Origin of the sequence: Chitinophaga niabensis, from assembly GCF_039545795.1 — a bacterium.
Taxonomy (GTDB): Bacteria; Bacteroidota; Bacteroidia; order Chitinophagales; family Chitinophagaceae; genus Chitinophaga; species Chitinophaga niabensis_B.
Window position 1 is genome coordinate 2,671,935 of record NZ_CP154260.1, and the last position, 13,073, is coordinate 2,685,007.

Consider the following 13,073-nt stretch of genomic DNA (forward strand, 5'->3'; position numbering starts at 1 on the left):
TTATTTTTGCAGGCTCAAAATTACGGAAATTGGAACGGAAAGTAAAAGTAGCGGCAGTTAGTTATTTGAATACGAAACCTTTATTATATGGTTTCAGGGATCATAAAGTGTTACGCTCCATGGAGCTGACAATGGATTATCCGGCTAAGATAGCCCGCCAGTTGATTGATGGAGAAGTAGATCTGGCCCTGGTGCCGGTGGCAATTATTCCAAAATTGAAAGAATACCATATCATCGCAGATTTCTGCATTGGTGCGGAAGGCCCTGTTGCCTCTGTTTGCCTTTTCAGCGAGGTACCCCTGCAGGAGATAAAACGTATTTACCTGGACTACCAAAGCCGTACTTCCGTAGCCCTCCTGAAGGTTCTGGTGCGGGAGCACTGGAAACTGAACGTGGAATTTGTGGAAACTTCCGGAGATTACCAGGACCTGATCAAAGGAACAGACGCAGGACTCGTAATTGGAGACCGTGCTCTCAAACAACGCCTCATTTCCCCTTATATATATGATCTCGGTGAAGCCTGGGTCCGCTTCACCAGCCTGCCTTTTGTATTTGCAGCCTGGATCAGCAACCGCCCGTTGCCTGTGGAATTCATCCAACAGTTCAACGATGCCAACCAGATCGGGCTCAATAACCTTCCGATAGTGGTATCTGAAAACGGCAGTCCGGATTACGATCTCACCACTTATTATACCCAGAACATCAGTTACCGTTTAACCCCTGCAAAGCGGCAGGGCATGCAAAAGTTCCTCAGTTACCTGCAATAAATGCTTAACTTTCAATACTAAATTCATACAGTATGAAGGCAGGCATCATTGGCTCTGGCGTGGTAGGTACTACCATAGGCCAGGGGCTGGTACGTTTAGGCCACTCCGTTATGATCGGAACACGGCATCCCAGGCAGGAGAAACTACAGCAATGGATGATGGAAAACAGCCCTGGCAGCAGCATTGGCACCTTCGCTGAAACAGCCGCTTATGGAGAAGTGATCTTTCTTTGTACCAACTGGAGTGGTACACAGAACGTGATCGAGCAGGCCGGTGTATGGAATTTCAAAAAGAAGATAATCGTAGATGTCACCAATCCCCTGGATGGCAAAGGTCCTGATAAAACCGGCAGGCTAGGACTTGCCCCCGGCAATAGTAATTCCGGGGGAGAACAGGTACAGGCCTGGTTACCGGATGCCCATGTAGTAAAAGCCCTTAACATAGTAGGCAACCTCCTGATGGTCAATCCCCAATTCCAGGAAGGAGATCCCACCATGCTCATTGCAGGAAACGATAACCTGGCCAAAAAAGCAGTCAGTGAAATACTCCGTCAACTAGGCTGGAAAGACATTACAGACACCGGGAACATCGAAATGAGCCGTTACCTGGAAGGATTAGCTGTGATCTGGTCCGCTATCGCATTCCGGGAAGGCAGCTGGAACCATGCTTTCAGGCTGCTAAGGAAGTAAGATCTGTTTTTAAGGTTACAGGGGAAGTAGAATTCATGCTTTCACATTACTGCGGAAGTAAAGCTGCTGGAGCCCCGATTTTCACATCACCGCGGAAACAGTATCTGTTCTTCAGGTTACTGAGGAGATAGAATTCATGCTTTCACATTACTGCGGAAGTAAAGCTGCTGGAGCCCCGATTTTCACATCACCGCGGAAACAGTATCTGTTCTTCAGGTTACTGAGGAGGTAGAATTCATGCTTTCACATTACTGCGGAAGTTAATCCGCTGAAGCCACGCATTCACATTACCGCGGAACCAGTTCCCCTTCAACAATCTCCTCCGTAGCTGTGGCAGGCTCAGGCTCAGCAACAGCAGTAGTCCTCCTGAACGCCCTGATAGCCAGCACAGCAGCAATGGAAGTCAAAACAGAAGCCAGGAAGAACGGCGCTCCCGGGAAACGGAAAACCGTATCCTTCTTCGTAAAAAAATGAAACACGCCCGTCATCAGCAAAGGCCCGATGATATTACTCAAACTGATCAGACTGGTCATAGCTCCCTGTAATTCCCCCTGTTCAGAAGATGATACCTGGTTACTCATGATCCCTTGCAGCGATGGCCCAAAAATTCCCCCCATGCTATAGGCCACCAGTATGGCAAACATCATCCAACCCGCTGTAGCTAAGCCAAACAGCAAAAAGCTGGTCATGTAGATCAGTAAACCAATATATACCGCCCTATGGTAACCCAGCTTAGGCAGCACGATCCTGATCAGCCCGCCTTGTACAATAGCCAGCAGGATTCCCGAAAGGGAAAGCGAAAGCCCCACCATGTCTTCTTCCCAACCGAATCTATACATGTTATAGAACGTCCAGTTGCTTTGAATGGCATGTACCGCTATATAGATCAGGAAAACCGCGCCCAGCAGGGAATAGATCTTCTGATAGTTCTTCAGTTGCTTTAAAGTACCTATGGGATTGGATCGTTTCCATTCAAAAGTGCGCCTGTTCTCTTTTTTAAGGGATTCCGGCAGAATGAAATAACCATACAGTGCATTCAATAAAGACATGCCCGCTGTTATCAGGAAAGGTGCATGAACACCCCAGAGCTTACTCGCAAACCCTCCGATAGAAGGCCCCAGCGTGAATCCTATCCCCAAAGCCATTCCCAGCAGGCCAAAGTTCTGTGCCCGTTTTTCAGGTGTACTGACATCTGCAATATAAGCGGAAGCCGCTGTGATGCTGGCGCCGGTGAGTCCTAATATGATCCTGCCCACAAACAACCAGAAGATGGAAGGTGCAAAAGCCAGGAAGAGGTAATCTACTCCCATACCAAACATGGAAAGCAATAGCACAGGCCTTCTTCCATAACGGTCACTCAGCCCTCCGAGGATAGGGGCGCACACAAATTGTATAATGGCATAGGAAAAAGTAAGCCAGCCTCCATACTGGGAAGCATCACTAATATCGCCACCGGTAAGGGTTTCAATCAGTTTGGGAACAACGGGGGATATAATACCAAACCCGGTAAAGTCGATCAATAATGTAATGAAGATGAACGATAGTGCCCACTTCTGCCTGTCAGCCATTGTTTAAGAATTTGCGCAAAACTAGCGGGAATAAAGATCAGAAAGGCTAAACAAATGACGTACACCATTTGTAATCTGTGGAATGATAATTGTAAACACTACCGTAAAACCATATATTATGTTACGCTGGGCAGTTATTTTCCTGATCATCGCCATTGTGGCGGCAGTTTTTGGATTCGGCGGAATCGCCGCTGGCGCTGTTTCTATTGCGCGTATCCTCTTCTTTATCTTCGTGGTATTGTTCCTGATCTCCCTGATCGCAGGTTTGTTAAGGAAGTGATTCCTGCATATTGATCAGCTGGATCATATCCGGATTACCGGAGAATGCCTGTAACAGCCGTTCTCCGTGTGTATCTGTGATGAAAACCTGTCCGTAATCAGCCCCCTGCACTAGTTGAATAAGCCTGGAAACCCTTTCCTGGTCCAGCTTTTCGAACACATCATCCAGTAAAAGGATAGGAGGGAACTGTTTATGCTCCCGGATGGCCTCATACTGCGCCAGTTTCAGGGCAAAGAGGAAACTTTTGCGCTGCCCCTGGGAAGCACTGGTTTTCATGGGATGTTCATCCAGCAGGAACAACAGATCATCCCGGTGGATGCCCTGTGTGGTCCTTTGCATTTGTTTGTCCCGCAACCTGCTGGTGGCCAGCAATTCTGCCAGATCACGCTCCAGGAGCTGGCTTTGATAACGGAAAGCCACTACCTCATGGCGGCCCGCCAGGTAATCATATTTCTGCTGTACCTGTCCAATGAAGGTCTGGAGGAAGAATTTCCGGGCTTCAAAGATCGGCACCCCATGTTGTACCAGTTGTTCATCAAACACATCCAGCAAAGCATCAGGGGAGGGGGCCAGTGATTTAAGCAGACTATTCCGCTGTTGTAAGATCTTATGATAAGCGATCAGGTGATCCAGGTACCCGGGGTGCAACTGGGAAAGCAAACTATCCAGCCAGCGGCGGCGGTCCTCACTTCCCCCGAGAATGATCTCTGCATCATCCGGCGCAATCATCACAGCCGGGAACTGACCAATATGGCGGGAGAACTTCTCATAACTTTCCTCATTCAGCGCAATCTCCTTTTTCCCTTCCTTTACTGTGCACACAATCTTCTCGTCCCGCGCATGCCTTACAAACTGAGCTTCCAGCCGGAAACCGTTGGTGGTATACTGTACATTCTGGTTTTCGGCCGTACTGAAATAGCTTTTGGTGAAACAGAGGTAATAAATGGCATCCAGCAGGTTGGTCTTGCCGGAACCATTATGCCCGGTGATGCCCACGATCCTCCTGGAAAAGTGGAATACCCGGTGAGAGTAATTCTTAAATTGGGTAAGCGCTATTTTAGAAACAGATAACAAGCTTGTCGTATATAATTAATATAATCAAGTAATATTTTTAACAGGTAGAAGTACAATATATTGCGCGTCTCCGCCCGCCTTCGTACTTCGTTCCGCAAAATTGCTTGAATTTGCAGATTTTCCTGTTATATTTGCGAACAAATTTAGAAATAGTGCAAACTTTAACAGACGTGAAAACGAAATTCTCCAAAGAGACCTATCTATACTGGTACGAATTGATGCTGTTACTGCGCCGCTTTGAAGAAAAAGCCGGGCAACTTTACGGTATGCAAAAGATCCGTGGATTCTGTCACCTTTACATTGGCCAGGAAGCTATTGCTGCCGGAGCCATGACAGCTACCAAACCCGGCGACAAATTCATTACGGCTTACCGTGATCACGCCCTTGCAATCGCTAAAGGTATTTCTCCTGAGGCTTGCATGGCGGAACTGTATGGTAAAGCAACAGGTTGTTCCAAAGGTAAAGGAGGCTCTATGCACTTTTTCTCTAAAGAACTCGGTTTCTTTGGCGGTCACGGGATCGTAGGTGCGCAGATAGGTACAGGTGCTGGTTTGGCTTTTGCAGAGCAATACCTGGGTACAGACAATGCTGTACTTTGCTTCTTTGGTGATGGTGCTGCCCGCCAGGGTATGCTGCATGAAACCTTTAACATGGCCATGCTGTGGAAACTTCCCGTAGTATTCATCTGCGAGAACAACCATTACGCTATGGGTACTTCTGTAGAACGTACTTCCAATGTACTGGATATCTATAAACTGGCAGACGCTTATGAAATGCCTGCCGATTCCATCGATGGTATGAGCTGCGAAGCTGTACATGAAGGAGTGGACAGAGCTATCAAACGTGCACGCGAAGGCGGCGGACCAACCCTGCTGGAGATCAAAACTTACCGTTACCGCGGCCACTCTATGAGTGACCCCGCTAAATACCGCACCAAAGAAGAGGTGGAAGAGTATAAGGAAAGGGATCCGCTGACTGTTGTGCTCAAAACACTGCAGGATAACAAATGGATCACTGATGCTGAACTCGAAGCTATCACTGAGCGCGTAAAGAATAAAGTGGAAGATTCCGTTAACTTCGCCGAAGAAAGCCCATGGCCTTCTGACGATGAATTGCTGAAGGATGTATATATCCAGCAGGATTATCCATTCATCGTAGACTAATACGGAACCCTATTACCACTATCTAATATATTAGAGCAACACATGTCAGATAATAAAACAAACACCAAACAACCGGCACCAGCCGCTAAGAACCAGGACTTTGATCTGCAGCACACGGCAGACAGGGCACAGGACTTCTACACAAAGAACAAAAATGTGATCAACATCGGCTTACTCGCTGTAGTTGTGATCATCGGAGGTTTCTTTGGTTACAATCGTTTTGTAAAAGCTCCCAACGAAAAGAAAGCGCAGGAAGCCATCTTCGGCGCGCAGAACTTCTTTGCCGTGGATTCTTTCAAGCTGGCACTCAACGGAGACGGTAACACCTACGGTTTCCTGCAGGTGATCGATAAATATGGCGGAACAAAAGCAGGCAACCTCGCTAAATACAGCGCAGGCGTTTGTTATGTGAAACTGGGCGACTACCAGAAAGGTATCGATCAGTTGAAAGCCTTCTCCAGCAGCGATCTCGTGATCCAATCCCTCGCAAACGGGCTGATCGGAGATGCTTACATGGAACTGAACAAAACAGACGATGCCGTTTCTTATTATAAGAAAGCAGGCGCTGCCGATAACATGCTCACTTCCCCCATCTACCTGCTGCGTGCAGGCCTGGCGCTGGAAAAAGCAAACAAACCGCAGGATGCTATTGCGGTATACGAACAGATCAAACAAAAATACCCACAGACGAACGAAGGCCGTGAGATTGAGAAATACCTGGCCAGACTGGGAGTGGTGAAATAACTTCGGGAAATGTCTATATATAATCAGACCTTACTCAACGACGCTGGCATTCTTCACCTGGAGGGTGCCAGTGTTGTTATTGCATATACGGAATGGAACGACTTCATTGTAAATGAACTGGTAACGGGCTGCGAACGCTCACTGGATCAATACAAAGCAAAGTTCACCAAAGCCGTGGTACCTGGCGCATTTGAATTACCCTTTGCCTGCAGGCAGATCTGGGAACAAACAAAAGGTACCGGTTCACAACCCTCTGCCATCATAGCTTTTGGCTGTGTGATAAGAGGAGAGACCCCTCACTTCGATTACGTTTGTAAAGCCGTGACAGACGGTATCCTGCAACTCAACCTTGAACTCCCCGTACCTGTTATATTCGGTATACTCACCGTGGATAACATCGAACAGGCAAAAGACCGTCTCGGTGGCGCCCATGGCCATAAGGGAGAGGAAGCTGCGCTTACCGCCCTGAAAATGATCAGCTTCCAGAGGCAGCTGGCCAAGATTTAAGCGCAAAAGAGTACTTTTAAGGAATTACACGCAATCTGATACTGATAATGAACGTACAGCTATTCATACCATGCTTCGTAGACCAGCTATTTCCCGAAACGGCTTTTAATATGGTGAAAGTGCTGGAAAAACTGGGATGTAATGTAAGTTACAATACAGACCAGACCTGCTGTGGCCAACCGGCTTTCAACGCAGGTTACCAGAACGAATGCCGCTCCGTTGCCACTAAATTCCTGAAAGATTTCCATACATACGATTACATTGTTGCACCCAGCGGATCCTGCACAGGTTTCGTCCGTAACTATTATGGCCAGCTGTTCGACAATTCTGCTGCACACAACGATGTAAAACTGCTCAGAAAAAACCTCTTCGAATTCACCGAGTTCCTCACAAACGTGCTGCATGTAAAAGACATCGGCGCAACGCTTGAAGGCATCGGCACCTATCATGATGCCTGTGGCGCATTGCGCGAATGCGGCATCAAAGCCGGTCCCCGCCAGTTACTTGAAAACGTGAAAGGCCTGGAGCTGAAAGAAATGCACGATTGTGAAGTATGCTGTGGTTTCGGTGGTACCTTTGCAGTGAAATACAAACCCATCTCCCTGGGAATGGGTGAGCAAAAAGTGCTCAATGCTATTGACAGCGGAGCGGATTACCTGATCTCAACAGACCTCAGTTGCCTCATGCACCTGGATGGTTATATCCGCAAACATGGGCACAACATCAAAGTTATGCATATCGCTGATGTACTGGCCAGTGGCTGGTGATCAGTAATTATCAAATATAATACTTCGTCCGAATGCAATACTGGTTAGTGAAATCCGAACCATCTAAGTACTCCTGGGATCAATTTGTAAAAGACGGCAAAACATTGTGGGATGGCGTACGCAATTATGCTGCACGCAACAACCTGCGCGCCATGAAAAAAGGAGACCAGGTGTTATGGTACCATAGTAATGAAGGCCTGGAAATTGTAGGCATCGCCAAAGTAGTGAAAGAACATTACCAGGACCCTACAACCCCTGATCCCGCCTGGCTTTCAGTGGACCTTGCCCCTGTAAAGAAATTAAAAAAGCCCGTCTCCCTCGCGCAGATGAAAGAGGAAGAAAGTTTGCAGAATATGGACCTGATACGCCTCAGCAGATTATCTGTTGGCGCAGTGAAAGAAGAGGAATTTAAGAAAGTACTCGAAATGGCAGGCATGTGAGCAAACCTAAACTCATAGTACTCACAGGTGCTGGTATCAGCGCAGAAAGTGGTCTCCGTACTTTCAGGGACAGTGACGGCCTGTGGGAAGGATATGATATCTACGAAGTAGCTTCTCCCATGGGATGGCAGAAGAACCCCGCGCTGGTACAGGATTTCTATAACATGCGCCGCAAAGATGTGATGAATGCACAACCCAATGCAGCACACATCGGCTTAGCTAAATTAGAAGAACATTACGATGTACACATCATCACCCAGAACATAGATGACCTGCACGAACGCGCAGGCTCCACAAGGGTTTTACACCTGCATGGAGAGATCATCAAAATGCGCAGCGAACTCAACGAAACTGAACTTTTCCCCATTACCGGCGACATCAAAATGGGCGACCTTGCAGCAGACGGAAGTCAGTTCCGCCCGCATGTAGTTTGGTTTGGAGAAGCAGTGACCATGATAGAGCCTGCTATCCTTGAAATTGTACAGGCAGATGTGTTCGTACTGATTGGTACTTCGCTGAATGTCTATCCTGCTGCAGGTTTGGTGGATTATCTCAGACCCGGTATTCCCAAATACATCATTGATAAAAAGATTCCACCCGTTAAAGGTTCGGATTATCACCTGATAGAAAAGCCTGCCACGGAGGGAGTGGAGGAGTTACTGAAGCTTCTGGCTGAAGCGCAATAAAAAAGCCGCCCGGATGTCAGGCGGCTCCATACTTTGATCATCAAACGGAGTTTATCACAGGAAAAATCTCTTCTATTCAAAACTCTCTTCGAATCTGATATCATGTTCTTCCAGCTCCCTGAGCACGGGATTGTACACTTCCGGCATCACGGGTATATGTAATCCTTTTAATTCAACTTGCCCGGAGAGCACCAGTTTGGCCATAATGCCCAATGGCAGCCCTACCGTTTTAGCCATGGCGGTACGGAGGTTATCTTCTCCCTGAACGATCATGTAACTATGTAACTTAGTGCCCATATGCCTGCGCTCGAACTCTATCTCATGCAGCATCACGATCATGTCTTTATCTGAAGGCTCCATTTTTAAACGAACATCCAATACATGCTGCAGCACGCCTGCATTTGTTTGCTCTCCTAAGTTAATCAATTCCCCGTTCAGAATACCCAGGTATTTCAGCTGACGGATGAGCTTGCTTTTACTGCTCACTCCCAGGAACTGGGCGATGTTTTCTTCATTCGTCAGTTCCTTATTTACCTTGATATGTTGGGATGCCCATTTGAAATAGGGCATGTTGTTGGTCTGTTGTTTTTTGGTATCATCTGTTAAACCCAGTTTTACCAGTGCATTCCAGCCTTCGGTGAATTCAGTGTACCGCAAAGTGGCCCGCATGAAAGTAGGGATATTGCTCAGCGCATAGATATCCACATAGTTCAGAGAATCCCGGTTAGGGTAATAAGCCAGTTTTCCCAGCCCTGGCACCTGTACGGTTTTGGACTGATCAAATAACTGCTGGTACTCTACCTCCTTAACTTTCCCCTTTTCCCGGTATGTAGCCCCTGAGGTACCTGCAAGCACAATGTTGCGGGAGTTCCAGGAGATCTTGTAACACCAGGGGTTGTCGTTACTTTCCGGGGAAATGAGCCCGCCGCAGTAAGATTTGAAGGAATAGATCTGCCCGCCTTTCTTTTCAATAGAATGGATCAGTTTCATGGCAGACATGTGGTCGATACCCGGGTCCAGGCCCATTTCATACATGAACAGCAATCCGGCCTTTTCGATCTCCTTTTCCAGTTTGCGGATCTCCGGGTCAATGTAAGAGGCGGTCAGCAGGTTTCGGGAGAATTTAAGGCAATCCCGCGCAATCACAATGTGAAGGGCAGGGGGTAAAAGAGAAATAACAAGGTCTGCTTCCTGGATGAGGGACTGCCTTACAGGTTCATCGTTAATGTCAATCGCAGCGGGTGTAGCATAATAGGATTTGCCGATCTTTGATTTAATGAGCATCAGATCATTGTCCACAACAGTGATATGCCACTTCTGTCGTGGAGCGTTGGCCAGCAAATAGTCTATCAGACAGGTAGCAGATTTTCCGGCACCAAACAATAGAATACTCTTCATAATGTTTTATAGAAATGGTTAAAAACTACAGGGAGTAAACAATAAAGTCCCGGTAATGTTCAGATAAGCCCTTTAATAAAGCTCAGTATCTGAATTATTCCCTCCCTTCAATTATGCTTTGATTTTCACAGGGTTATAAACAAATAGCCTGCCAACTTGCGTATAACAGTTATATATCTCAAAATAGACATATAGAACATTTGCCGGAGATGACGCGAAAGTAGAACAAATTGTTTGATGGTCAAACAGGGGCTAAAAAGCAGGCCTTCGAAACACCCTTCATTTTTTATTAACATTAAGCCCCCAAACCCTTTAAATACGGGCTGAATGCGTTATATTTGCTCTTCATTTAAAAGGGCTGAAAAACCTGTAAACCAATAACATAATGATAGAGAACACGGACAATCAAGACAATCAAAAGGAGGACGGTAGAATTGTTCAGGTCAACATTGAAGAGCAGATGAAAACTGCGTATATCGACTACTCCATGTCGGTAATCGTAGGTCGTGCACTGCCGGATGTGCGAGACGGTTTTAAACCCGTTCACCGCAGAGTGTTGTTCGGGATGAATGAATTGGGAAATACGCATAACAAACCCTACAAAAAATCTGCCCGTGTCGTTGGGGACGTAATGGGTAAGTACCATCCCCACGGTGATGCTTCCGTATATGATACCATGGTACGGATGGCGCAACCCTGGTCTTTACGCTACATGCTGATAGACGGACAGGGTAACTTCGGTTCCATAGATGGCGACTTCCCGGCAGCAATGCGTTATACGGAGGTCAGGCTGCAAAAGATAGCCGAAGCCATGCTGGAAGACCTGGATAAAGACACGGTAGACTTCACACTCAACTTTGATGATACCCTCGAGGAACCGGTAGTATTACCTACCCGTATCCCCAACCTGCTGGCAAACGGAGCTTCCGGTATCGCCGTAGGTATGGCCACCAACATCATGCCGCACAACCTGTCGGAATTGGTGGATGGCCTCATTGCCATGATCGATGATCGTGAGATCACCATCGAAGAACTGATCAAACATGTAAAAGCACCCGATTTCCCTACAGGTGGTACCATCTATGGATTTGAAGGTGTGAAAGCCGGTTTTGAAACCGGCCGCGGAAGGGTAGTGGTACGTGGTAAGATCATGTCTGAAACCTCCAAACAAGGCAAAGAAAAACTGATTATATACGAACTGCCTTACCAGGTGAACAAAGCTGTACTGCATCAGAAGATCGCACAGCTCGTGAACGATAAAGTGATTGAAGGCATTTCTGATGTAAGGGATGAAAGCGACAGGGAAGGCATGCGCCTGGTAATAGACCTCAAGCGCGAAGCCATTCCAAACGTGATCATCAACCAGCTCTACAAATACTCCGAACTGCAAACCTCTTACGGTATCAATAACGTGGTACTCGTAAAAGGCCGGCCAAAGATCCTGAACCTGAAAGACTTACTGTCAGAGTTCCTGGAATTCCGTCATGAAGTAGTGACCCGCCGTACGCAATACCTCCTGCGCGAAGCAGAAAAGAAAGCACATATCTTACAAGGTTACCTGATTGCACTCGATCACCTCGACGAAGTGATTGCCCTCATCAGGAACTCTACCACACCGGAAATTGCACGTGAAGGATTGATGACCAACTTCGAGTTGTCTGAGATCCAGGCCAAAGCCATCCTGGAATTACGTTTACAACGTTTAACAGGCATGGAGCGTGATAAGATCCGCGAAGAATATGAGGAGATCATGAAAACGATCGCACACCTGAAAGAAGTACTGGCAGATGAAGGATTGAGGATGAAGATCATCAAAGATGAACTGGAAGAAGTGAAGAAGAAATTTGGTGACGAACGTAAAACAGAGATTCAGTACCTCGCCGCTGAAATGCGCATCGAAGATATCATCGCAGAAGAAGATGTGGTGATCACCATTTCACACCTCGGTTATATCAAACGTACTTCCGCTTACGATTTCCGTCAGCAGAAACGCGGCGGCCGTGGCGCCATTGGTGGTAAAACAAGGGATGAAGACTTTATCGAACACCTCTTCGTAGCATCCACTCACCATACCATGCTGTTCTTCACAGAAAAAGGACGCCTGTACTGGATGAAAGTCTACGAGATCCCTGAAGGTGAAAAATCCGGTAAAGGCCGTGCCATCCAGAACCTGATCACCCTTCCGTCTGACGATAAGATCCGCGCGATCATTGATATCAAAGACCTCAGCGATACCGAATTCATCAACAACCACTATATTGTATTGTGCACCCGCAATGGTATCATTAAGAAAACATTGCTGGAAGAATTCAGCCGTCCGCGCCAGAATGGTGTGAACGCTATCACCATCAATGAAGGCGACCAATTGCTGGAAGCCAAGCTCACCAACGGTAACAGCGAGATCATGATGGCCATCAGAAGTGGCCGTGCCATCAGATTCCCTGAAAATACCGTACGGGACACCGGTCGCGGAGCCATCGGCGTAAGAGGAATTGAGGTGGATAATGAGAAAGATGAGGTGGTTGGTATGATTTGTGTAGACAAGGAAGATAAAACCCGTACCGTTCTCGTTGTTTCCGAAAAAGGATATGGTAAAAGGACAGACATTGAGGAATATCGCATCACCAACCGTGGGGGTAAAGGGGTGAAAACCATCAGCGTTACCGACAAAACCGGCCCATTGATCGCAATCCTGGATGTTACGGAACAAAATGACCTGATGATCACCTGTAAATCAGGGATCACCATCAGGATGGCAGTAGGAGATATCCGCGAAGCAGGCCGCGCCACACAAGGGGTACGCCTCATCCGGATGGACGATTCAGATGAAATAGCAGCAGTAGCACGTTTGGATGAAGAGGAAGAAGTAGTAGCCGCTATTGAAGAAGCAATTGAGGGAACTGAAGTAGAAGGAGAAGGAAACGCAACTGAAGCCAACGATACTACCGAAGCGGTAGAACCTGAACCCGAAGCATAACTAAAACCCATAA

The 13,073-nt window shown here is 47.2% G+C and carries 13 protein-coding genes; 10 read left to right on the forward strand and 3 right to left on the reverse strand.

Features of this window, described 5'->3' with window-relative positions; genetic code table 11:
- The first annotated feature begins 29 nt into the window (after positions 1 to 29).
- On the forward strand, positions 30 to 767 hold the full coding sequence (locus AAHN97_RS10515) for a menaquinone biosynthetic enzyme MqnA/MqnD family protein (RefSeq protein ID WP_343307559.1): 738 nt from the start codon (positions 30 to 32) through the stop codon (positions 765 to 767).
- Positions 768 to 799: 32 nt separating this feature from the next.
- Positions 800 to 1,456, forward strand: coding sequence for an NADPH-dependent F420 reductase (locus tag AAHN97_RS10520; RefSeq protein WP_343307560.1), 657 nt, complete (start codon positions 800 to 802; stop codon positions 1,454 to 1,456).
- Positions 1,457 to 1,743: 287 nt separating this feature from the next.
- Here AAHN97_RS10520 and AAHN97_RS10525 read toward each other — a convergent pair whose 3' ends face one another.
- On the reverse strand, positions 1,744 to 3,024 hold the full coding sequence (locus tag AAHN97_RS10525) for a TCR/Tet family MFS transporter (protein WP_343307561.1): 1,281 nt from the start codon (positions 3,022 to 3,024) through the stop codon (positions 1,744 to 1,746).
- Positions 3,025 to 3,142: 118 nt separating this feature from the next.
- Between AAHN97_RS10525 and AAHN97_RS10530 the strand changes: the two genes are divergently transcribed.
- Positions 3,143 to 3,304: a DUF1328 domain-containing protein gene (locus AAHN97_RS10530; RefSeq protein WP_343307562.1), complete on the forward strand. Its 162-nt coding sequence runs from the start codon at positions 3,143 to 3,145 to the stop codon at positions 3,302 to 3,304.
- Here AAHN97_RS10530 and recF read toward each other — a convergent pair.
- Positions 3,293 to 4,378: a DNA replication/repair protein RecF gene (gene recF / locus AAHN97_RS10535; RefSeq protein ID WP_343307563.1), complete on the reverse strand. Its 1,086-nt coding sequence runs from the start codon at positions 4,376 to 4,378 to the stop codon at positions 3,293 to 3,295. The two genes, AAHN97_RS10530 and recF, sit on opposite strands and share 12 nt — an antisense overlap.
- Positions 4,379 to 4,548: 170 nt before the next feature.
- Between recF and pdhA the strand changes: the two genes are divergently transcribed.
- Genes pdhA through AAHN97_RS10565 form a run of 6 tightly spaced genes read left to right on the forward strand, consistent with a single transcriptional unit; the run spans position 4,549 to position 8,685 of the window.
- Entirely contained in the window at positions 4,549 to 5,541 is a 993-nt protein-coding gene (pdhA, locus tag AAHN97_RS10540; RefSeq protein ID WP_343307564.1) for a pyruvate dehydrogenase (acetyl-transferring) E1 component subunit alpha, read from the forward strand.
- Between the two features lie 42 nt (positions 5,542 to 5,583).
- Complete coding sequence (locus tag AAHN97_RS10545) at positions 5,584 to 6,285, forward strand: tetratricopeptide repeat protein (RefSeq protein ID WP_343307565.1); 702 nt, start codon at positions 5,584 to 5,586, stop codon at positions 6,283 to 6,285.
- A gap of 9 nt (positions 6,286 to 6,294) precedes the next feature.
- Positions 6,295 to 6,792, forward strand: a complete 498-nt coding sequence (ribH, locus tag AAHN97_RS10550; RefSeq protein WP_343307566.1) for a 6,7-dimethyl-8-ribityllumazine synthase — start codon at positions 6,295 to 6,297, stop codon at positions 6,790 to 6,792.
- 47 nt (positions 6,793 to 6,839) lie between these two features.
- Positions 6,840 to 7,559, forward strand: coding sequence for a (Fe-S)-binding protein (locus tag AAHN97_RS10555; protein ID WP_343307567.1), 720 nt, complete (start codon positions 6,840 to 6,842; stop codon positions 7,557 to 7,559).
- A 32-nt stretch (positions 7,560 to 7,591) separates the two neighbouring features.
- Positions 7,592 to 7,999: an EVE domain-containing protein gene (locus tag AAHN97_RS10560; protein WP_074238551.1), complete on the forward strand. Its 408-nt coding sequence runs from the start codon at positions 7,592 to 7,594 to the stop codon at positions 7,997 to 7,999.
- The gene (locus AAHN97_RS10565; RefSeq protein ID WP_343307568.1) at positions 7,996 to 8,685 is read left to right on the forward strand and encodes an SIR2 family NAD-dependent protein deacylase; all 690 of its coding nucleotides are present in this window, start codon (positions 7,996 to 7,998) and stop codon (positions 8,683 to 8,685) included. The genes AAHN97_RS10560 and AAHN97_RS10565 overlap by 4 nt, the downstream gene beginning before the upstream one ends.
- Positions 8,686 to 8,757: 72 nt before the next feature.
- On the opposite strand, the gene AAHN97_RS10570 is transcribed toward AAHN97_RS10565, so the two are convergent.
- Positions 8,758 to 10,083 carry a saccharopine dehydrogenase C-terminal domain-containing protein gene (locus AAHN97_RS10570; protein WP_343307569.1) on the reverse strand — a complete coding sequence of 442 codons (1,326 nt, stop codon included), beginning with the start codon at positions 10,081 to 10,083 and terminating at the stop codon, positions 8,758 to 8,760.
- Between the two features lie 385 nt (positions 10,084 to 10,468).
- On the opposite strand from AAHN97_RS10570, the gene gyrA reads away from it, so the two are divergent.
- Positions 10,469 to 13,060 (forward strand): DNA gyrase subunit A, encoded by a 2,592-nt coding sequence (gyrA, locus tag AAHN97_RS10575; RefSeq protein WP_343307570.1) that lies wholly within the window; start codon positions 10,469 to 10,471, stop codon positions 13,058 to 13,060.
- The last annotated feature ends 13 nt before the right edge of the window (positions 13,061 to 13,073 follow it).

Bases quoted from the DNA above. Each gene is read 5' to 3' on its own strand.
- gyrA (WP_343307570.1), top strand. From the start codon at position 10,469: ATGATAGAGAACACGGACAATCAAGACAATCAAAAGGAGGACGGTAGA.
- ribH (WP_343307566.1), top strand. From the start codon at position 6,295: ATGTCTATATATAATCAGACCTTACTCAACGACGCTGGCATTCTTCAC.
- AAHN97_RS10570 (WP_343307569.1), bottom strand. From the start codon at position 10,083: ATGAAGAGTATTCTATTGTTTGGTGCCGGAAAATCTGCTACCTGTCTG.
- AAHN97_RS10530 (WP_343307562.1), top strand. From the start codon at position 3,143: ATGTTACGCTGGGCAGTTATTTTCCTGATCATCGCCATTGTGGCGGCA.
- AAHN97_RS10560 (WP_074238551.1), top strand. From the start codon at position 7,592: ATGCAATACTGGTTAGTGAAATCCGAACCATCTAAGTACTCCTGGGAT.
- AAHN97_RS10545 (WP_343307565.1), top strand. From the start codon at position 5,584: ATGTCAGATAATAAAACAAACACCAAACAACCGGCACCAGCCGCTAAG.
- AAHN97_RS10525 (WP_343307561.1), bottom strand. From the start codon at position 3,024: ATGGCTGACAGGCAGAAGTGGGCACTATCGTTCATCTTCATTACATTA.
- AAHN97_RS10520 (WP_343307560.1), top strand. From the start codon at position 800: ATGAAGGCAGGCATCATTGGCTCTGGCGTGGTAGGTACTACCATAGGC.
- AAHN97_RS10555 (WP_343307567.1), top strand. From the start codon at position 6,840: ATGAACGTACAGCTATTCATACCATGCTTCGTAGACCAGCTATTTCCC.